The 19,002-nt window shown below is 66.2% G+C and carries 20 protein-coding genes; 8 read left to right on the top strand and 12 right to left on the bottom strand.

From position 1 onward, the window contains the following. Positions 1-6: 6 nt before the first annotated feature. Together ACX12F_RS02985 and ACX12F_RS02980 are read right to left on the bottom strand one after the other, a co-directional pair. Complete coding sequence (locus tag ACX12F_RS02985; RefSeq protein WP_459368220.1) at positions 7-1,218, bottom strand: acetyl-CoA C-acetyltransferase; 1,212 nt, start codon at positions 1,216-1,218, stop codon at positions 7-9. A 455-nt stretch (positions 1,219-1,673) separates the two neighbouring features. Further along, complete coding sequence (locus tag ACX12F_RS02980; RefSeq protein WP_459368219.1) at positions 1,674-2,696, bottom strand: alpha/beta hydrolase; 1,023 nt, start codon at positions 2,694-2,696, stop codon at positions 1,674-1,676. 97 nt (positions 2,697-2,793) lie between these two features. On the opposite strand from ACX12F_RS02980, the gene ACX12F_RS02975 reads away from it, so the two are divergent. From ACX12F_RS02975 to puuE, 3 genes are read left to right on the top strand one after another with little or no spacing between them, the layout of a single operon-like run. Continuing rightward, positions 2,794-4,008 (top strand): DUF6986 family protein, encoded by a 1,215-nt coding sequence (locus ACX12F_RS02975; protein ID WP_459368218.1) that lies wholly within the window; start codon positions 2,794-2,796, stop codon positions 4,006-4,008. Then, positions 4,005-4,967 (top strand): allantoicase, encoded by a 963-nt coding sequence (alc, locus tag ACX12F_RS02970; protein ID WP_459368217.1) that lies wholly within the window; start codon positions 4,005-4,007, stop codon positions 4,965-4,967. The genes ACX12F_RS02975 and alc overlap by 4 nt, the downstream gene beginning before the upstream one ends. Then, positions 4,964-5,866 carry an allantoinase PuuE gene (puuE, locus tag ACX12F_RS02965; protein WP_459368216.1) on the top strand — a complete coding sequence of 301 codons (903 nt, stop codon included), beginning with the start codon at positions 4,964-4,966 and terminating at the stop codon, positions 5,864-5,866. Before alc ends, puuE begins: the two co-directional genes overlap by 4 nt. Here the strand turns inward: puuE and ACX12F_RS02960 are convergent. The 5 genes from ACX12F_RS02960 to ACX12F_RS02940 all read right to left on the bottom strand — a co-directional run bounded on the left by ACX12F_RS02960 (position 5,863) and on the right by ACX12F_RS02940 (position 11,234). Beyond that, entirely contained in the window at positions 5,863-6,585 is a 723-nt protein-coding gene (locus tag ACX12F_RS02960) for an aspartate/glutamate racemase family protein (protein ID WP_459368215.1), read from the bottom strand. The two genes, puuE and ACX12F_RS02960, sit on opposite strands and share 4 nt — an antisense overlap. Before the next feature lie 40 nt (positions 6,586-6,625). Then, positions 6,626-8,173, bottom strand: a complete 1,548-nt coding sequence (locus ACX12F_RS02955; protein WP_459368214.1) for an NCS1 family nucleobase:cation symporter-1 — start codon at positions 8,171-8,173, stop codon at positions 6,626-6,628. Between the two features lie 81 nt (positions 8,174-8,254). Next, positions 8,255-8,956: a GntR family transcriptional regulator gene (locus ACX12F_RS02950; RefSeq protein WP_459368213.1), complete on the bottom strand. Its 702-nt coding sequence runs from the start codon at positions 8,954-8,956 to the stop codon at positions 8,255-8,257. A gap of 67 nt (positions 8,957-9,023) precedes the next feature. Further along, on the bottom strand, positions 9,024-10,586 hold the full coding sequence (locus ACX12F_RS02945) for a phytoene desaturase family protein (RefSeq protein WP_459368212.1): 1,563 nt from the start codon (positions 10,584-10,586) through the stop codon (positions 9,024-9,026). 63 nt (positions 10,587-10,649) lie between these two features. Then, positions 10,650-11,234, bottom strand: a complete 585-nt coding sequence (locus tag ACX12F_RS02940; RefSeq protein ID WP_459368211.1) for a TetR/AcrR family transcriptional regulator — start codon at positions 11,232-11,234, stop codon at positions 10,650-10,652. A gap of 70 nt (positions 11,235-11,304) precedes the next feature. On the opposite strand from ACX12F_RS02940, the gene ACX12F_RS02935 reads away from it, so the two are divergent. Both ACX12F_RS02935 and ACX12F_RS02930 read left to right on the top strand, forming a co-directional pair. After that, the gene (locus ACX12F_RS02935) at positions 11,305-11,805 is read left to right on the top strand and encodes a DUF2834 domain-containing protein (RefSeq protein ID WP_459368210.1); all 501 of its coding nucleotides are present in this window, start codon (positions 11,305-11,307) and stop codon (positions 11,803-11,805) included. Between the two features lie 11 nt (positions 11,806-11,816). Next, positions 11,817-13,001: a pyridoxal phosphate-dependent aminotransferase gene (locus ACX12F_RS02930; protein WP_459370224.1), complete on the top strand. Its 1,185-nt coding sequence runs from the start codon at positions 11,817-11,819 to the stop codon at positions 12,999-13,001. Positions 13,002-13,061: 60 nt separating this feature from the next. On the opposite strand, the gene ACX12F_RS02925 is transcribed toward ACX12F_RS02930, so the two are convergent. The 5 genes from ACX12F_RS02925 to ACX12F_RS02905 form a co-directional block, all read right to left on the bottom strand. Continuing rightward, on the bottom strand, positions 13,062-13,499 hold the full coding sequence (locus tag ACX12F_RS02925) for an SRPBCC family protein (protein ID WP_459368209.1): 438 nt from the start codon (positions 13,497-13,499) through the stop codon (positions 13,062-13,064). A 64-nt stretch (positions 13,500-13,563) separates the two neighbouring features. Beyond that, the gene (locus ACX12F_RS02920) at positions 13,564-14,643 is read right to left on the bottom strand and encodes a CaiB/BaiF CoA transferase family protein (protein ID WP_459368208.1); all 1,080 of its coding nucleotides are present in this window, start codon (positions 14,641-14,643) and stop codon (positions 13,564-13,566) included. A 47-nt stretch (positions 14,644-14,690) separates the two neighbouring features. Next, on the bottom strand, positions 14,691-15,143 hold the full coding sequence (locus ACX12F_RS02915; protein ID WP_459368207.1) for an SRPBCC family protein: 453 nt from the start codon (positions 15,141-15,143) through the stop codon (positions 14,691-14,693). A 66-nt stretch (positions 15,144-15,209) separates the two neighbouring features. Next, positions 15,210-15,908: a sensor domain-containing protein gene (locus tag ACX12F_RS02910; RefSeq protein WP_459368206.1), complete on the bottom strand. Its 699-nt coding sequence runs from the start codon at positions 15,906-15,908 to the stop codon at positions 15,210-15,212. A gap of 23 nt (positions 15,909-15,931) precedes the next feature. Further along, positions 15,932-16,459: an Rv2240c family protein gene (locus ACX12F_RS02905; protein ID WP_459368205.1), complete on the bottom strand. Its 528-nt coding sequence runs from the start codon at positions 16,457-16,459 to the stop codon at positions 15,932-15,934. Positions 16,460-16,872: 413 nt separating this feature from the next. Here ACX12F_RS02905 and ACX12F_RS02900 point away from each other — a divergent pair, with 413 nt between their 5' ends. From ACX12F_RS02900 to ACX12F_RS02890, 3 genes are all read left to right on the top strand, one after another. Next, the gene (locus ACX12F_RS02900) at positions 16,873-17,541 is read left to right on the top strand and encodes an MspA family porin (protein WP_459368204.1); all 669 of its coding nucleotides are present in this window, start codon (positions 16,873-16,875) and stop codon (positions 17,539-17,541) included. A 70-nt stretch (positions 17,542-17,611) separates the two neighbouring features. Further along, positions 17,612-18,253 (top strand): MspA family porin, encoded by a 642-nt coding sequence (locus ACX12F_RS02895; protein WP_459368203.1) that lies wholly within the window; start codon positions 17,612-17,614, stop codon positions 18,251-18,253. After that, on the top strand, positions 18,253-18,981 hold the full coding sequence (locus tag ACX12F_RS02890; protein WP_459368202.1) for a hypothetical protein: 729 nt from the start codon (positions 18,253-18,255) through the stop codon (positions 18,979-18,981). Before ACX12F_RS02895 ends, ACX12F_RS02890 begins: the two co-directional genes overlap by 1 nt. Positions 18,982-19,002 lie beyond the last annotated feature (21 nt).

Genomic DNA, 19,002 nt, shown 5'->3' with positions numbered 1-19,002 from the left:
ATCTCCCTAGACGCGCTCAATGATGGTGGCCACGCCCATGCCGCCGCCGATACACAGCGTCAGCAGCGCACGCTTGGCGCCGCGGCGCTCAAGCTCGTCGACCATGGTTCCGATGATCATGGCGCCGGTGGCGCCCAGCGGGTGGCCCATCGCGATGGCGCCACCGTTGACGTTCAGCTTCTCGTCCGGGATGTTCAGGTCCTTCTGGAACTTCAGGACGACCGAGGCGAAGGCCTCGTTGATCTCGAACAGGTCGATGTCATCGACGGTCAGGCCGGCGCGGTCCAGCACCTTCTTGGTGGCCGGGGTCGGGCCGGTCAGCATGATGACCGGGTCGGCACCGCTGGTGGCGGTGGCCACGATGCGGGCACGCGGGGTCAGGCCCTGCGACTTGCCGGCAGCCTCCGAACCGACCAGCACCAGCGCGGCACCGTCGACGATGCCCGAGCTGTTGCCACCGTGGTGGACGTGGTTGATCTTCTCCACGAAGTGGTACTTCTGCAGCGCCACGTCGTCGAAGCCGCCCATGGCGCCCAGACCCGCGAACGCGGAGTTGAGCTTGCCCAGGCTCTCCAGAGTGGTACCGGGGCGCATGTGCTCGTCGTGGTCCAGGATGGTCAGGCCGTTCTGGTCCTTGACCGGGATGACCGACTTGGCGAAGTAGCCGCCCGACCACGCCGCGGCGGCCTTCTCCTGCGAGCGCACCGCATAGGCGTCGACGTCTTCGCGCGAGAAGCCCTCGATGGTGGCGATCAGGTCGGCGCCGATGCCCTGCGGGACGAAGCCGATGCGGTAGTTGGTCTCCGGGTCACCGGCCCACGCGCCGCCGTCCGAACCCATCGGGACGCGGCTCATGGACTCGACACCACCGGCGTACACCAGGTCGTCCCAGCCGGAACGGACCTTCTGGGCGGCCAGGTTCACGGCCTCCAGGCCGGAGGCGCAGAAGCGGTTGAGCTGGAAGCCACCGGTGGTATCAGGCAGCTTGGCCACGAGCGCGGCGGTCCGGGCGATGTCGCCACCCTGGTCACCGACCGGCGAGACGCAGCCCATGATGACGTCGCTGATCAGGTTCTCGTCGAGGTCGGGATTGCGGCGACGCATTTCGTCGATCAGGCCGACGATGAGGTTGACCGGCTTGACCTCGTTCAGTGCACCGTTGCGCTGCTTGCCACGGGGCGTGCGAATGGCCTCATAGATGAAGGCTTCTTCGGACATGTATTTGCTCCAGGTCCTATTGAGATGGGGTTGTGGGTGCGGCTACCGGCAGGTAGACGGTCCCCTGCACGGAAGCGTAACAGGCCCTCCCAACCAGGTGGTTGGGAGAGTGCGGCCCACCACCCACAAGCGTGCGGGTCTGCACAGCGACACCCCGCCAGCGGCGTACAAGGCGCACACGCTCGCGGCCGACGAATGCGCGTTGACCTGCCATTTCTTCCGATTCGGTAGCTGCCGACCTCGGCACCCGCCGGTGCTAGGACTGGCTGAGCGCGCAGGGCCTGTAGCGCCGAAGAAACGTGTTGACCCTGAAACCACGGCGCATTCGTGCGAGAAGGCCGAGCCCTCACTACAGGCTCAACACCGCAGGTGGCCGGAAGCCCGTTGACCCTGAACCCACGTCGCAATCGCGCGAGTGGACACCGCCCTCACCGCAGGCTCAACGCCTATTCGACCTAGGCGACAGCCTTCACGAACTCCGCGATCTCGCCGACCGCGCGACGGGCGTCGGGGTTCGAGAAGGCGAAGGCCTGGAAGACGTGGACGGTGCGGTCGAAGACCTGTAGCCGCACCGGGACACCCGCCTCGGCGAGCCGCTCGGCCATCAGCTCCGAATCCGGCCGCAGCGCCTCTTCGGAACCCACTTGCAGCAGGAACGGGCCGAGACCGCGGAGGTCGGCGTCGACCGGAGACGGGGTCGCTTCGCGCGCTCCGTTGTGCAGCAGGAAGACCTCGCTGATCATCCGCAGAAAATCGACCGGGAACATTGCGTCCGGAATACGCTGCGCTGCTTCATATTTCGGTGTCATGTCACCGTCGGTGGCAGCCGAGAGGAGCACACAGCCGGCGGGCGGCGCCATTCCCAGGTCGCGCACCGTCACGGCGGTCATGGCCGCGATGAACCCGCCGGCGGAGTCACCGGCCAGCACGATGTGCTCCGGCTTCACGCCCTGTGCCAGCACGTAGCGGTAGGCGTCGACGCCGTCTTCAACCGCGTCTTCGACGAGGTGGCGCGGGCACAGCCGGTATCCCACCGACAAGGCGCGTGCGCGGCTGTCGCGGGCGATGTGACTGACCAGCGGGCGGTGGCTGTTGATGCCGAGTGCGATGAACGCCGACCCGTGGAAATAGATGATGACGCGACCGTCGACCGGAGCAGTGGTCTCGTTCCAGACCCATTCCGCCGGGCAATTCGGCAGCTCGACTTTCTCGGTGCGCGATCCCCGCACGGGGGGCATCCAGTTCGTCACCCGCTCCGAACCGTCGTAGGCGCGGTCCAGCAGGAGCTGCGGGAACCGCTTGTTGATGGCGAGCATGACCTTGGTCAGCAGGAACAGCAGCGGCTTCACAGCCCTGAGCAGGTAGGACTCGGCGACCGAGTGCCAGTTGGCCTTGCCCATCCACTCCGGGCCGGCGTAGGTGGCGGTTTCCGGCACCGAGCTCTCGGCGGGATCGTCGATCCGTTCGGCACTGGTCATAGGGCCTCCTTTTGCGACATTGCTGTGCCGAGACTAGATCAGCTGCCTAACACCGGCTCGACATGCTGAGATCGCTTCGGCACGGCACGATGGACAGGTGTCGGCCCCCCAACATCGCGTCCCGGCGGATGCGCTCGAGCGCATCGACACCCTGTTGTCCCGCGTCGACGCCGACCTCGCGGCGCGGTTTCCAGGGGACGGCCCAGCCGTGCAGCCCATCCATACCGTCTACGTCAGCGCGGCCGACGCGACTCCCGACACTCCTGCACAGTGGGGTCAGGCCGCGCTCGAATTGCTGGACCAGCACCCGGAGGTCTTCGCTGAACTCGGCGACAAGACCACTGTGGCACTGGTGCGCGACCAGCTCACCGCAGCGCCGATTGCCGACTTACGCCTGGATTTCGAGGATGGCTATGGCCACCGCGGTGACGACGTGGAGGATCGCGACGCGGCACGGGCGGCGGCGACCCTCCCCGCACTCGGATTGAGCCACTGCGGAATTCGCATCAAGGGGCTGACCACCGCAGAGCGCCGACGCGCCGTGCGCACGCTTGAGTTGGTGCTCGACGCCGGCGCCGTCGACGGATTCGTCTTCACCGTGCCGAAACTGCGTGCGGTCGAACAGGTCACCGCGGCAGTCTGGCTGTGCGAGGCATTGGAGACCGCGCACGGTCTGGCCGATCACACGCTGCGCTTCGAGCTACAGATCGAGAGCCCGCAGGCGGTACTCGGCCCCGACGGGACCGCGACGCTCGCCCGCGCGATCCAACTCGCCGACCACCGGTGCAGCGGATTGCATTACGGCACTTACGATTACAGCGCCGCATGCGGAATCGCACCGCAACATCAGGCCCTCGATCACCCCGTGGCCGACCACGCCAAAGCGGTGATGCAGACCGCCGCCGCTCAGACCGGCGTCTGGATCGCCGACGGCTCGACGCAGGTGGCTCCGGTCGGCACCGAAGAGCAAGTGGTGCAGGCGATCCGGCGCCACCATCGGCTCGTCACCCGGTCACTTGAGCGGGGTTTCTACCAGGGTTGGGACATGCATCCCGGTCATCTGGTGACGCGATGGCTGGCCACCTTCACTTTCTTCCGGGCCGCCATGTCCGCCGCGGCGCCACGGCTGCAGGCTTACCTGGACCGCACCGGCGGCCCTATCGTCGACGAGCCCGCGACCGCCGAGGCGTTGGCTGCGGTGGTGCTGCGCGGGCTGGACTGCGGCGCATTCGGCGCCGACGACCTACTCGCGATCGCGCCGGGCGCCACCGTCGAAGTCCTACGAAACCTCAAGAACCGAAAGCTGTCATGACTGAATCATTGCCGGACTTCACCTGGCTGCCGGATCTCGCGCTACGGAGCCTCGGCGGGGCGGTGATCTGGGCGAACGATGAACTGTTCGCGGAGAAAGAAAATCTCATCTCCCCCGGTCCCTCGGCATATCGTCCGGCATCGTTCGGGCACAAGGGGCAGGTGTACGACGGTTGGGAGACCCGGCGACGGCGCGACGCCGGCCACGACACCGCAATCGTGCGGCTCGGTGTACCCGGTGTCATCCGCGGCGTGGTCGTGGACACCGCATGGTTCAAGGGCAACTATCCGCCGGCCGTCTCCGTCGACGCCATCGAGGTCGACGGATACCCGACCGCCGAACAGCTGGCCGTCGACCCCGGTTGGGTCCCGCTCATCGAGCGCTCGCGGGTGTACGGGGACACCCGTAACAACTTCGAGGTCTCCTCGGAACAGCGATGGACGCATGTGCGCCTCAACATCTACCCGGACGGCGGTGTGGCGCGGCTACGGGTGCACGGGGAAGGCCGCCCGGACAAGCGATTTCTCGGCGTCGGCCCCGTGGACCTGGCTGCGCTGGAGAACGGCGGTCTGGTGCTCGACGCCTCGAATCGCTTCTACAGCTCGCCGCAGAATCTGATCTTCCCCGGACAAGCGCAGGTGATGGGCGACGGCTGGGAAACCGCCCGCCGTCGCGACGATTCCAACGACTGGGTACGCATCCGGCTAGCGGGATCAGGCCGGGTGCGGCTCGCCGAGATCGACACGTCGTACTTCATCGGGAACAGCCCGGGGGCAGCGGCATTGACCGCATTGCGCGCCGACGGACAGTGGATCGAACTACTGCCCCGCACCGAACTGCTGCCCGATACCCGGCACCGCTTCCTCATCGACGCCGGCGACGTGGTGTCCGAAGCGCGACTAGACATCTATCCGGACGGAGGATTGGCTCGATTGCGGCTGTTCGGGGAACTCGCGTGAGCTACCCACGCGACCTGGTGGGCTATGGCGGCACCCCGCCGGACCCGCAATGGCCCGGGGGCGCAGCCATTGCCGTGCAGTTCGTCCTCAATTATGAAGAGGGCGGGGAGAACAACGTGCTCGACGGGGATGCGACCTCGGAGACGTTCCTGTCCGAGATGACCCCGGCCGACGCGTTCCCCAATCGGCACATGAGCATGGAGTCGCTCTATGAGTACGGCTCGCGCGCCGGATTGTGGCGGATACTAAGGGTTTTCGAGCGTCGGGATATTCCGCTGACCGTCTTCGCGGTGGCGCGGGCCCTGCAGCGCAACCCGGAGGCGGTGGCCGCATTCGATGAACTCGGACACGAGATCGCCTGCCACGGCCTGCGGTGGCAGTCCTACCAGCTGACCGACCGTGACACCGAACGCGAGCACATGGCAGAGGCGGTGCGGATCCTGACCGAGCTCACCGGCGCCGCGCCGCGGGGCTGGTACACCGGCCGGGACTCCCCGCACACGCGGGAGCTGGTGGTCGAGCACGGCGGGTTCGTGTACGACTCGGACTCCTACGCCGATGATCTGCCGTACTGGGTCCGCGTGGCCGACACCGACCATCTCGTGGTGCCGTACACCCTCGACACCAACGACATGCGTTTCGCCTCTCCCGCAGGCTTTTCCAACGGCGAGGAGTTCTTCGCTCATCTGCGTGACGCGTTCGACGTGCTCTACGCCGAAGGTCTGGGCGGCAGCCCGAAGATGCTGTCGGTCGGGTTGCACTGCCGCCTGGTCGGCCGGCCGGCCCGCAGTGCCGCGCTGGAACGATTCCTCGACCACGTGCAGTCACACGACCGGGTGTGGCTGGCCCGGCGCATCGACATCGCCGAGCATTGGCGCGCCGTGCACCCGGCCCGCTAGCGTTCGCGCCGGACGGTGTACCGCTTGGCCGGCGGCGTCGCGAACTCGCCGCGTTTACCGGTGCGCAGACCCATTCGCACCAGTGCCTGCACCGTCAACGTTGCGGCGCTCACCCCGTCGACCACCGGCACCCCGAGCTCGGCGGTGATCGCCGCGCACATCTCGGCCATGCCCGCACACCCCAGCACGATGGCATCGGAACCGTCGGCCTCCAGCGCCTCCCGGCAGGCCTCGGTGACGACCTTGCGCGCCGTCGGGTCGGTCTCCAGGTCGAGCACCGGAATGTCGCAGGCGTGGATGCCCATGCAGAACCGTTGCATCCCATAGCGTTCCGCGAGATCGGCGGCTCGGCCCATGGTGCGCGACAGCGTCGTCACCACGGAGAAGCCCCGGCCGAGGTGGCTGGCGGTCTGCATGGCGGCCTCGGCGATGCCGATGACCGGCCCGGCCGCGACCTCCCGCGCCGCGTCCAGTCCCGGATCACCGAAGCATGCGATCACATAACCGTCGACACCGGCGTCCTCACCGCGCTCGATTGCCTGGAGCAGACCCGGCACGCTCATCGCCTCGTCGTAGTGGCTTTCGATCGAAGGTGGACCGTACTCGGACGTCACGGCAACGATATCGACGCCGGGCGCAGCCACTGCCTGTGCGCAGCGGCCGATTCCAGCGGTCATAGATCGTGTGGTGTTGGGGTTGATCACCCAGATCTGGCTCATACCAAGAACTCCCACGAGAGTGGGTGCACTGTCCGCCCGGTCACGACACCGACTCGGCGACGAACCGGTCGCGGACAGCCAGTACCCGGTAGAGGCCGAGTGCGACGCCGCAGCCGATGAACCAGCTGTACTGCGCCGCAGTATGCATGCCGTACACGCTGCCCGCCAGAAGCACCGGAAGTGCCGCGAGAGCCGCACCGGAAACGGTGGCGATGACCGCTACCTTGTTGTATCCCTTGGTGTACCAGTACTTTCCGGACGCGGCCATGGTGAACAGGTCGTCGACCACCACCTTCTGCTTGCGCACCAGGTAGAAGTCGGCGAGCAGCACGCCGAACAGTGGACCGATGAAGGCACCCAGGGTCTCGAGCGTGTAGTGGATCACCTCAGGGTTGTTGTAGAGGTTCCACGGGGTGATCAAGACCGAGCCGACCGCGGCGATCATGCCGCCCGCACGCCAGCTGATGCGCTGCGGGCTGACGTTGGAGAAGTCGAACGCCGGGCTGATGAAGTTGGCGACGATGTTGATGCCGATGGTCGCGATGGTGAAGGTCAACGCGCCCAACACGATTGCGAAGGTACTGTCGATGCGGGCCACGGTTTGTACGGGATCGGTGAGCAGTTCGCCGAACACCGGCAGCGTCAGCGACGCAGTGACCACGACCAGCACCGAGAACACCAGGAAGTTGACCGGAAGCCCGAGGAAGTTGCCTTTCTTGACTGCGGCGAACGACTTGCCGTAGCGAGAGAAGTCGCCGAAGTTGAGCATCGGACCAGAGAAGTAGGACACCACCAAAGCGATCGCGCCGAGCATCACCGGAATCGAATCGAGGCCGGTGTACTTGACCGCGCCGAGGTTGAGATCGATTGCGCCCCAGCCGGCTTTGTAGATGAGGTAGCCGCAGAGCATGAACATGACGACGTAGACGGCGGGACCACAGAAGTCGATGAACCTGCGGATGGCTTCCATGCCACGCCAGAAGACGCAGGCCTGCAGCACCCATAACAACAGGAAGCTCGCCCAGCCCAGTACCGGCAAACCGAGGAAGCCGTGGGTGCCGAGGTCGGCATACGGAGCCAATGTCGGAAACAGTTTGAGCAACACCACATCCAGGGCCGCCGACGCCAAATAGGTCTGGATGCCGTACCAGGCCACCGCGATCAGACCGCGGATGACGGCCGGGATGTTCGCCCCCAGCACGCCGAACGCGGTACGACAGATCACCGGATACGGCACGCCGGAAGCCTGGCTCGGCTTGGCGACCAGGTTGCACAGGAAGTAGACGAGGGTGATGCCGATCAGCAGCGCCACCAGCACCTGCCAACTGGCCAGACCCAGCGCGAACAGACTGCCTGCGGTCACATAGCCGCCGACGCTGTGCACGTCGGACATCCAGAACGCGAAGATGTTGTAGGAACCCCAGCTCTGCTTGCCCAGCGGGGCGAGGTCCTCGTTGGTCAACCGCGGGTCGTAATCCGGTTTGATGACGCCGCCACCGATCGGGTGGCCGGCGGCCTCGACGATGTCACCTGCTCCGACCACCGCGCCCGGTGGGGTGATGTCCTTGGGGACGAGGGTGTCAGTCATGCTGGAAAACGCTAAGAATGCAACGTTTCCCCGCTGTTTCCGCGGGGATATGCGCCAATTGCGAAAAAGATATATCCGCCGCTACGCCAGCAGTCCCGCGTCGGTCGGTAGTGTGGCGATCACCGCGTTGAGCCGGACAGCATGGCTTTCCGAGACAGCGATCAGGCGCTCCGCATCACCGGCGACGAAGGCCTCGACCATCGCGCAGTGATCGGCATGCAGGTGTGCCCGGTCGTCACGGCTGACATGCACCATGGACTGCACGGGTTCGGTGACATTCCACGCCGCCTCCAGCATGTGCAGCAGCCGATGCATGCGCGACGGCCGGGTGAGGGCGGCGTGCAACTCCCGGCTCTGCCGGTGGTAGGCGCCCGCGTCGTCGTCGTGGATCGCCTGCTGCAGCCTGACATTGACCGCGACCGCGGCCGCACGGTCGGCATCCGTGGCGTTGGCCACGGCGACGGCCAGCGATGCCGACTCCAAAGCCTCACGCACGATGTACATTTCGCGTAGTTCCTGTGTGGTCAAGAGGGCCACGGTGTAGCCGAAGTTGGGCTGGTGCTCCACCAGCCCCTCCCCGATGAGCGTTTTCAGCGCCTCCCGCACCGGAATTTGGCTGACGCCGAACACGTCTGCCACGTCGGCCAATGGGATCGGCGTACCGGGCGGCACCCCGCCGTCGAGGACCGCACGGCGCAGTTCGTTCAGCACCCCCTGCTGTGACGGCGCGGTCCCATCCGCCACCAGCTGCCCGAGCAGGACGGAACGCCGGTGGGGCCGCATACCCGCAGCATAGGAGGCCGTTGTTGCCGATCCCGTTTCAATGACGTTTCGACTCAGTTAGCCCCGGTCACGTGTTGAGCACGGCGTGGGCGGCGTTGTAACCCGGGATGAAGTTGACGGCCGGGCCACCGTGGCAGCCCGCGCCGCCCAGGTAGAGCCCCTGCACCGGCAGCTCCTGGTCGAGGTAGCCCCGCGGACCGGGCCGGTTGGGTCCCATCTGTTCGGGATGGATCAGCCCATGGCAGTAGTCGCCGCCGGGAGCGCCGAACATCCGGTCCATGTGCCGCGGCGTGAACGTCGTATGCCGCAGGATCAGCTTCTCGAAGTTGGGTGCCACACGGGTGATCTTGTCGATAACCCGTTGTCCCATCTCGCGTTTCATCGAGCCGTAACTGGCGGAGTCACCTGCCCCCTCTTCTACGGGGAACCACAGCGCGAACGCCGACGACGCATGCTTGCCCGGCGGCGCCAGCCCGGGATCCAGGACCGAGGGAATCTGCCAGGCGATGGACGGGTCGGACGGCACGATGCCCCGCCTGCTGTCCTCCCACTGTTGCTGCAGTTCTTCCGGAGTGCTGAAAAGGCCTATGGTGCCCTGCAATTCGGGGTTGTTCAGCATCTCGTATGGCTCGGCGAACTCCGGGGTGCCGTCGAGCGCGAAGTGCATCTGCAGGTAGCTGCCGCGGTGGTCGACGCGCGTATAGCGGGCCCGCACGTCGTCGGGGGCGGCACCGCCGAGCAGCCGGTCGACCGTCAACGAGGGAGCCAGCGACGAAACCACCACGGGTGCAGCGATTTCCGTGCCGTCGTCCAATCGAACCCCCGTAACCCGGCCGTCGGCGACGGTGATGGCCGCGACTGCGCTGCGCAACCGGACCTCTCCGCCGTGCGCGACGAACGCGCCCTCGAGGTGCTTGGCCAGCGCGCCGATGCCGCCCTTGAGCTTTCGCATGAGCGACGCACCGTCGGTGGGGACGGCGAGGCCGAAGGCCAGCGCGGCAGCGCTGCCCGGGGTGGCCGGGCCGCGGTAGGTGGAGTTGCACGCCAGCACTGACAGCATGCCGCGGATGGCACCGTGCTTGTCCTTGTCCGGCAGGTAGCGGTCGAGGACGTCCGTCACCGAGCCGAAGAGCATGTCGGTGATGGCTGAACGCTCGAATTCGTTTGTGGCGCAGGCATACATCTCGTCATAGGTCTTGGGCGGAAGCCCGGCATCGAACCTGCCGAGGGCTCGCGCCGGCGCCATGCTCCAGGCCATCAGCCCGGCCATGCCGTTGACGGCCTCGGCGCCGTGCACCTCGTTCATGTGGGTGAGCAGCTTCATGGGGTCGGAGTAGAAGAGCAACGGCTCGTCGCCGATGCCCCGCATGTTGACCGACATGACTTCCTGCTCGACGCTCGGCACCTCGTCGAGGCCCAGCTCCTCACTCACTTTGAGCGCCGTCGGGAACTGTTCGGACCCGGCGATCTCGAATTTGAAGCCGTCGAACAGTTCGACGGTCGAGGCCATACCGCCGGAGTACAGCTTGGCTTCCAGACACAGTGTGCGCAGGCCGGCTTTCTGCAGTATCACCGCCGAAGCCAGCCCGTTGTGCCCCGCTCCCACCACGATCGCGTCGAATTGAGCCATGTCCGCAGACTGGCACCGCCGGGCCAGTTATGTCAATAGTGACAAAACTTTGGGCAACGAAACTCAGACCGCCCCAGCGGCCAGCTGATCGAGCGCCTGGTGGCACATGCGCGCCAGATCGGCCAGCGACCGCTCCGCGCCCAGCATCCACACCTCCATCGCGCCGAACACCGCGGCGGCGATGGTCCGCGAGGTCACCGCGATGCGCAGCCGGTCATCCGACCCACCGTGCCGGGCCAGATGCTCGGCGATGGCGTCGGCGAAGTCCGCCTCGACCTGCCGGATGTGGCTGACGATCCGTTCGGCGTCGAGCTCCTGTTCGCGCAGCGCGGCGATCTTGGTGACGGCGCCAAAGTCGTACGGGAAAGCGAAGATCGCGGCCTGCACCGCCATCAGCACCGGTTCGTCGGCGGGCCGTCCGGCCAGCGCGGTGCGGAACCAGTGCAGGCCGGCGTCGTAGTCGGCGAACAGCAACTCGTGTTTGGACGTGAAATGCCGATAGAACGTGCGGAGGGACACTCCGGCATCCGCGGCGATCTCCTCGGCGGTGGTGCCCTCCACACCCTGCGCCAGAAAGCGGACCAGCGCCGCCTGTTGCAACGCCTCACGCGTGCGCTCACTACGAACGGTCTGCGGGGGCCGAGCCATTCCAGTACCGTACCGCAGAATGTTTTGTCATGATTGACAAAACATTTCGCGGCGAGCAGACTCCGCTGGCATGGTCTCGCTCATCGTCCACGCGCTCCTCGGACTGATCACCATCGCGTTCATCGTCAAGCTCAACCCGGCCGTCTTCCGCAGGCCCGCAGGCGGACCCGCGTTCTCGGCCCTCGAAGCGGCCTACTACGTGATCGGCATCGCCTCGATCGCTATCGGCTACTACTTCAACACCAAGTTCGTCATGGATTACCAACCGCCCGATGGCAATCCGATCACCGGACCAGGCAGCTGGTCGGACTACATCCGGCTGATGTTCGTCAACCCCGCGGCATCCTCGGCCGGCCAGGACTACACGATCATCAACGTCATCCTGCTGCCGTTGTTCACCATCGCCGACGGCCTGCGACGCGGCATCCGGCAGCCGTGGCTGTTCTTCGTCAGCAGCCTGTTCACCAGTTGCGCCTTCGCGCTGGCGTTCTACTTCGCCGTCATCGCGCGGCAGCAGCGGCATCAGGGCGCGGCCGACAACACCAGGAGTTCTGCGACAATCCCGGGGTGACACCACCGAGGATGGTCGCCCGCCTACAGCCCTACGCCTCCACGATCTTCGCCGAGATGTCGGCGCTGGCCGCGCGCGTCGGCGCCGTCAATCTCGGCCAGGGCTTTCCCGACGAAGACGGCCCGGCGCCGATGCTCGCAGTGGCGCAACAGGCCATCGCGGACGGCGTCAACCAGTACCCGCCCGGCCCGGGCATTCCCCAGCTGCGCCAGGCCATCGCCACCCAGCGCAAGCGGCACTACGGCATCGACTACGACCCGGACACCGAGGTACTGGTCACCGTCGGCGGCACCGAAGCCATCGCCGCCGCGGTGATCGGGCTGGTCGAGCCAGACAGCGAAGTGCTGATCATCGCCCCGTTCTACGACTCCTACTCCCCGGTGATCGCGATGGCCGGCTGCCGCCGGGTCGTCGTCCCGCTCGCGCCCGACAACAGTGGCCCGTCGGTGGCCCGCCACCGTGGCTTCGCCATCGACATCGACCGGCTCCGCGCCGCGATCACGCCTCAGACCCGCGCCCTGATCCTGAATTCACCGCACAATCCGACAGGCATGGTCGCCAGCCACGACGAGCTGGCGGCCATCGCGGCGCTCGCCATCGAGCATGACCTGTTGGTGATCACCGACGAGGTCTACGAGCAGCTGACGTTCGACGGCCATCAGCACCGGCCGCTCGCCGGTTACCCCGGCATGGCCGAGCGCACCGTCACCATCTCCAGCGCCGCGAAGATGTTCAACTGCACCGGCTGGAAGATCGGTTGGGCCTGCGGACCCGCCGACCTGATCGCCGGAGTCCGCGCCGCCAAGCAGTACCTGACGTATGTCGGCGGCGCGCCCTTCCAGCCTGCCGTCGCGCACGCACTCGACCACGAGGACGCCTGGGTCGAGGCACTGCGCACGGCGTACCGCGGCAAGCGGGACCGGCTGGCCGGCGCCCTGACCGACATCGGCTTCGAGGTACACGACAGCTTCGGCACCTACTTCCTGTGCGCCGACCCCCGGCCCCTGGGGTACGACCACAGCACCGCGTTCTGCGCGGGGTTGCCCGAGCGGGTCGGCGTCGCGGCCATCCCGATGTCGGCGTTCCTCGACCCGTCCTCCCCTGACTCAGCGGGCTGGAATCACCTGGTGCGCTTCGCCTTCTGCAAACGCGACGACACCCTGGACGAGGCGATCAGCCGGCTCCGCACCCTGTGATTTGTGCACGAAAAGGTACGCGTAGCGACCGTTTTCGCGCACAAATCGCTCCGGTGCGGACTAGCCGTAGAGACGAGTCACCCGGGCCCGCAGCCGGTCAACCGCAGCATCGAGCACCAGTTTGCGGGCCCGGCGCAAGATGAACTCGGGAATGGGGGCGACAAGGTCCACGATGATGTCGAACCGCACCCGGGTCCGATCGCCCTCACGAGTCAGTTTGTACTCGGCATGTTGTCCACGCTGTTGGAAGGTATCGGCCGCGTCCCACACCATCCAGTCATCACCCCAGTGGTACTCCAGGAGTTCCCTGTCGGTGAAGCCCATGATCTTCACAGTCGCTTTGACGTGATGAGGACGACCGTTGGGATACCGATCCAGTACCTGTAATTGCCGGTGCAAGCTGCGCCATTGCGACGCCTCGTCCATATCGGCAAGCGCATCCATGATGGCTTCGGGCGAGGCGTCGATCACCAGCTCTCGGGACGCCATAACTGCCATAAGGGCAAATTTAGTCCTCCATACCCGCCTCGGGTAGGGAACGCGCCAGCTAACTTTCCAACCGTTACCAACCGACCTCGTCGATCGGTGTGGTCTGCTGCGGCGGGGCACCGACGGGTCCCGACGGGGTCCGGGAGAACCGCGGCGCCGGGGCAGCCTGGTCGACACCGTCGACGGTGACGATCGTCGACCTGGCCCGGAGGTGTTCACCGGCCGCCGCCTCGGTCCAGTTGAGCACGGGAGTGACGCAGGCGTCGGTGCCGGCAAACGTCGCGGTCCACTCGGCACGGGTCCGGCTCGCGAAGCGGGCAGCAAAGATGTCCCGCATCTCGTCGTACCGCGCGAGGTCGAACTGGTTGGGCACCTCGGCCGGTTCCAGACCAAGGCCGGCAATTAGCTGAGCGAAGAACTGCGGCTCAATGGAGCCGACCGCCATGTAGCCGCCGTCGGAGGTCTCGTACACCCGGTAGTACGGGGCGCCGCCGTCCAGGAGGAACGACTCGCGCTGGTCCTTCATCACACCGGTGGACTTCATGGTCCACATCATCTGGGCCAGCATGCTGACGCCGTCGACCATCGCCGCATCGACCACCTGGCCGCGGCCGGACCGTTCGCGTTCGTACAGCGCCGTCACGATGCCGATGAGCACCAGCATGGAACCGCCGCCGAAGTCGGCAACCAGATTCAGGGGTGCGACCGGCGGCCGGTCGCGGTAGCCGATGGCCGACAGCGCGCCGGTCTGCGACAGATAGTTGATGTCGTGGCCCGCGCTCTGCGCCAGCGGGCCGTCCTGCCCCCAACCGGTGATCCGGGCGAAGATCAGGCGGGGGTTGACGGCTCCGCACTCGGCCGGACCGACGCCGAGGCGCTCGCACGTACCGGGACGGAAACAGTCAAGCAGCACATCGGCTTTCGCGGCCAGCGCGAGCAGCGCGGCCGGGTCGGACTTGACGTCCAGGTCGACGATCCGCTTGCCGCGGTGCAGCAGGTCGACATTCTCGGCCGGCATGGTCAGCCCGCCGGGACGCCGGACCCGCACCACGTCAGCACCGAGGTCGGCCAGCATCATGGCGGCGTGCGGCCCGGGGCCGATCCCGCCGAGTTCGATCACCTTGACTCCGGCCAATGGCCCCGCATTCGTCATCCCGCGACGTTAGCCCATGGGTCGCAGCGGCTGAATCCCGGTGTGCGTCAGGCCTTCTTGTTCTTGGCCATGAACTTTTTCAGCCCCTCGGTGGCGGTCTCGGCGCCACCGCTGACGCTGCGCTTCAGCAGGAAGCCCGGGATGGGCACCACCGGGTCGACGGTGATCTCGAACTTCACCTTCGTTTTTGGGCCGGCCTTGTTGTCCACCGGCGTCAGCGTGTAGCGCGCTTCCTGCTTCTTGAGCGACGACGAACGGATCAGCACCCAACTGCCCGTCAGGTCCGTCCAGGTGTACTCGAGGATCTGATCGTCGGCCATGCCGGCCGCCTTGATGGTCATCTTGGCCTGCTTCGGCCGGCCGTTTTCGTAGGTGTCCAGGACCTCGGCCTTGGTGTACTGCGGCGACCACACGGGCGTCTGCGCAAGATCGGCGATGACGTCCATGATCTCTTCAGGGGTTGCCTCGATGGTCACTTCGTGCGACGCGCTGACTGCCATGGCGCGACCATAGACCACCCGGCCACGCGCCGTGACCGGGATGGTGCAACCAGCGGGACGATCCGGTTAGTGGATGTTCGCCTGAATCTTCGCGGCGATGTCCGCGGCCGCCGTCACCGGTGCCTTGGGGGTGCAGGCCTCGACGTCGATGATCAGATTCGAGACCAGCTGCAAAACATGCTGGCACCAACGGGTTTCCGGCCCGGCGCCCCGGGTGATGGGCATCGCCAGTTTGGTGTCGGTGCGCTCCAGGTCGCCGGACAGCCACTTGGGCAGCGGCTTGTCGTTGAGCCGGATGTTGACGTGGTGGTTGGTGCACTTGGACCACCGCTCGGCCGACCGGTTGAAGAGGTCGCGGGCCGACTGGGACGTCGGGTAGTACACGACCGACTGTGCGGCCAGGTAGTCCCACTGATCGGTGTCGGGTACCCGCAACGTCTGACGCCGCACGGCCTTCCAGTCCTGGCCGCTCTTCGCGTCCTTACCGTCCTTCGAGTAGATGGCGGACTCGACGATCTGCCAGACGCCGAGGCAGTTCAGGTTCGGCAGCAGGTTGTGGTTGTCGTCCATGCCGTCATTCGGCGGACGCCCCACCATGCCGGTGGTACCCATCGTCTTGTTCAGCTCGTCCGGGGTCAGCAGCAGGTTGTCGATGCTCGACTCGGCAACCGTCGTCGGGGTGGCCGGTGTCGGCGTGCCCGTCTTACCGCCGCAGGCAGCCAGGGCCAGGCACAGCACGGCAACGCCGAAGGCGTGTCGCTTCACGTGTTCCTTATATACCCGCGCGCTCAGGCGTGGGTACCGGCCGCGGCGCACTCGCGCTGGACGGCCTCGGCGTTGGTGTTGACCTCGTTCGCGGTGGTGTCGAGGGTGCCGCCCCTCATCCCGATGCCCATCTTGACGAACAACTTGGCGGCACCGACCGACCAGGACCGCATCGGGTTGGCAATCTCCGGCGACAGGCCCGGAGTATTGGCGGCGTCCATGGCGACCTTGGCAGACGATTCCAGACTGGACCGACCAGCCTGATTACTCTGAGCAATGTAAGGGTCGTTGCCGTCCAGGTCGTCCGCGAAATTGCTGTAGCCCTCTGCCGCATTGTCGAGCGCGGCAGCGAATTGGGCACATGCTTGCGCAGCAGCGGGGTCAGCGTTCGAAGCGGTGACACCGGACGCCTGGACCGACGCGCTGGCATCCACCGGGGCGGGGGCCGGGGCATCGGGATCAGCCTCCGCGGAGGGCTGCCCAAATACCCCCGCGCCCAAGACGATTGCGGCCGCTGCCGCGAACCTCATCCAGACGTGTGAAGACTTCACGGTTTCCTCCAAGTCATTCGCGCCGCGTCCACCGGAGACCTTGTGCCCACCTGGCTATGACGGACGCTCGGCGTTCGACGCTCCAACGGTCGGGGCTCTAGATGGCCGTTTGGTTAACGCAAGTCAAACCGATGATTTCCAATCCCCGTCGGTTGCATTGCACTATTCACTGAATGACGTAGATCACACCCGCTGAACAGCACGTTCAGCGGTCACCGACCACCACAAATACCTCCACCAATACACGCATATTTGCCAGTCGCCCACTGGTCGATAACGGAGGGGCAAGTTTTTGCGGTCTGTTAACCGTCCGGCAACCCATCCATTAGATGCTCCGCAGCGACACAAACACAGCAACTACAGCGCTCACAGGGGCGCTGTAACAACCGATTACGAGAGGCGCGCTCATCATCATGTCGAACCGCTATGCCATGTTGGCAGCCCTTTGCGTGCTGCTCCCGGTCGGCACCGCGCCGCTGGCAGCTGCCGACCCCGCCGATGGCCCGGCCGTCGCACCGATCAACGCGCCGCTGCCCCCCGAAGGCGCGGTCCCGTCAGGCCCCGCCGGTGTCCTGGACACCCCCGACGGCTGGCACCTGCAGGTCACCGGTACCAACGAAACCCAGCTGCCGGTCGCCCCGCTGACCACCGCCATCACCTCGCGTGAGTACTGGGTCGCCGGCACCTTCACCGGCACCGTCACCGGTGGCGGCAAGACCAAGCTGACCGGCGGCACGTTGGAGGCCGGCGAGCAGATCGGCTGCGGCATCATCTCCGACGAGACCGAGATCAACCCGAGCCTGGGTATCACCCCCGGTGTCAGCCTCACCGCCCTCCCGACCTTCGGTCTGTCCGCGAGCCTGCAGGGCAAGATCTACCTCAAGCCCGGCACCGTGACCACCGTCGCCATCGACAAGAAGTCGTTCAAGGGCACCACCGCCCGCGTCAGCATCACCGGCGTGCGGATCAAGACCGACCAGTGCGCCGGCCAGTCCTTCATCCGGTCCTACGCCACGATGACCAGCTCCACCGACAACACCGATGACGTCATCACCTACCTGGGTGTGACCAAGGCCGTCTAAGCAGCGATCCACGTCGTTGCAGTCCCAAAACTCACCCAGTCAAACCTGAAATACGAAGGGCATTACCACCGTGTTCAAACCTTTCGCCGTTTTGGCCGCAGCGTGCATGCTGCTGCCCGCACCGCTCGCACAGGCAGACCCCAACGACGGCCCGCCGGTGGACACCGGTGTCGTCGCCTCCGACGAACCCGCCACCGTCACCTCGCCGGACGGCTGGGTGCTGACCGTCAAAGCCGAGAACGAGTCCCAATTGCCGGTTGCGCCGTTGACCACCGCGGTCAGCTCGCGTGAGTACCTGGTAGGCGGCACCTTCACCGGCACCGTCACCGGTGGCGGCAAGACCAAGCTCACCGGCGGCACCCTGGAGGCCGGCTACCAGATCGGCTGCGGCATCGAGCTCGGCCAGATCCGTCTGATCGGATCTGCCGGTATCTCGGCAACCTCGTCGTTCGTCGCGCCGATCCCCACCGGCGTCTCCTTCCCCCTGTCGGGCACCCTGGAAATCCACCCGAAGCCGGGCACGGTCACCCAGGTGCCGGTGGACAAGAAGACCTTCAAGGCCGCCCCGGTCCGCGTGACGCTGAAGGACACCCACATCAAGGTCGACGGTTGCGTCGGTCAGTCGTTCATCCGTTCCTACGCGACGCTGACCAGCTCCACCACCGACACCGATGACATCGTGGCCTACTACGGCATCACCAAAGCCGTCTAATGGTCAGCAGTAAATTGATGGGCAAGGCCGCGGCGGCTGGCATGATCGCCGTCGCGGCGTCCATCGCCTTCGCAGGATCGGCTTTTGCCGACTGGAATTCACCGGTTCCTACGCCGGGGAGTAACGACCAGACCGACTCCATCGCCAATCGCGCCGCCGAGGCCCTGGGTCCGGCTCCGCTGTCGGAGGCGAATATGCCGGTCCTGGGCGCTCCGCTGGGAGCGGCCGGAGTCAATGTGCTGGGGCAACGTAGCAACAACACCGATCCGGCGGCCGCTCCCCCGGCTGGTGTGCTCGGACTGCCTCCAGGCACACCTGGTTTGAGCGCCGATACGGTGCTGGGCCAGAACGCTGCTCCGTCAGCCCCCGGCGGCGGTACCGGCACGGTTCCGAACCTCAACCCGTTCAACAACGCCTACGGGGTGCAGCAATGCCTCAAGCCGTCGGCGCCGGGCAAGTGTGAGGAATTCGGGGTTGATCCAGGGCAGGAAAACGCCGACATCAGCCCGCACGACTGGGTTCACCGGTACATCGACATGTACCACGACGGCCGCCTGCGGGGTGGATCGCTGAGCCAGTGGAATCAGCAGCAGTTGGGCGAGGCGCTCCCGGGCACTGCGCCCCCTCCAGGGACCAACATCCCGCCGGGACTCGCGCAGTACTACGAGCCGCCAGACCCCCCGGTTGCACCGGGAGCACCGGCGCCGCCGCCGGCGCCGGCTAACTGAACACACGGTTTGGGCCCGTCA

It is taken from the genome of Mycolicibacterium sp. HS_4_1, assembly GCF_054515875.1.
The sequence above is the reverse complement of the archived record's forward strand: the minus strand, read 5'-3'. Positions and strand labels throughout refer to the sequence as shown.

Excerpts from the sequence above, each read along its gene's own strand:
- ACX12F_RS02985 (WP_459368220.1), bottom strand. The coding sequence starts at position 1,218 with ATGTCCGAAGAAGCCTTCATCTATGAGGCCATTCGCACGCCCCGTGGC.
- ACX12F_RS02980 (WP_459368219.1), bottom strand. The coding sequence starts at position 2,696 with ATGACCAGTGCCGAACGGATCGACGATCCCGCCGAGAGCTCGGTGCCG.
- alc (WP_459368217.1), top strand. The coding sequence starts at position 4,005 with ATGACTGAATCATTGCCGGACTTCACCTGGCTGCCGGATCTCGCGCTA.
- ACX12F_RS02960 (WP_459368215.1), bottom strand. The coding sequence starts at position 6,585 with ATGAGCCAGATCTGGGTGATCAACCCCAACACCACACGATCTATGACC.
- ACX12F_RS02955 (WP_459368214.1), bottom strand. The coding sequence starts at position 8,173 with ATGACTGACACCCTCGTCCCCAAGGACATCACCCCACCGGGCGCGGTG.
- ACX12F_RS02950 (WP_459368213.1), bottom strand. The coding sequence starts at position 8,956 with ATGCGGCCCCACCGGCGTTCCGTCCTGCTCGGGCAGCTGGTGGCGGAT.
- ACX12F_RS02945 (WP_459368212.1), bottom strand. The coding sequence starts at position 10,586 with ATGGCTCAATTCGACGCGATCGTGGTGGGAGCGGGGCACAACGGGCTG.
- ACX12F_RS02940 (WP_459368211.1), bottom strand. The coding sequence starts at position 11,234 with ATGGCTCGGCCCCCGCAGACCGTTCGTAGTGAGCGCACGCGTGAGGCG.
- ACX12F_RS02935 (WP_459368210.1), top strand. The coding sequence starts at position 11,305 with ATGGTCTCGCTCATCGTCCACGCGCTCCTCGGACTGATCACCATCGCG.
- ACX12F_RS02930 (WP_459370224.1), top strand. The coding sequence starts at position 11,817 with ATGGTCGCCCGCCTACAGCCCTACGCCTCCACGATCTTCGCCGAGATG.
- ACX12F_RS02925 (WP_459368209.1), bottom strand. The coding sequence starts at position 13,499 with ATGGCAGTTATGGCGTCCCGAGAGCTGGTGATCGACGCCTCGCCCGAA.
- ACX12F_RS02920 (WP_459368208.1), bottom strand. The coding sequence starts at position 14,643 with ATGACGAATGCGGGGCCATTGGCCGGAGTCAAGGTGATCGAACTCGGC.
- ACX12F_RS02915 (WP_459368207.1), bottom strand. The coding sequence starts at position 15,143 with ATGGCAGTCAGCGCGTCGCACGAAGTGACCATCGAGGCAACCCCTGAA.
- ACX12F_RS02900 (WP_459368204.1), top strand. The coding sequence starts at position 16,873 with ATGTCGAACCGCTATGCCATGTTGGCAGCCCTTTGCGTGCTGCTCCCG.
- ACX12F_RS02890 (WP_459368202.1), top strand. The coding sequence starts at position 18,253 with ATGGTCAGCAGTAAATTGATGGGCAAGGCCGCGGCGGCTGGCATGATC.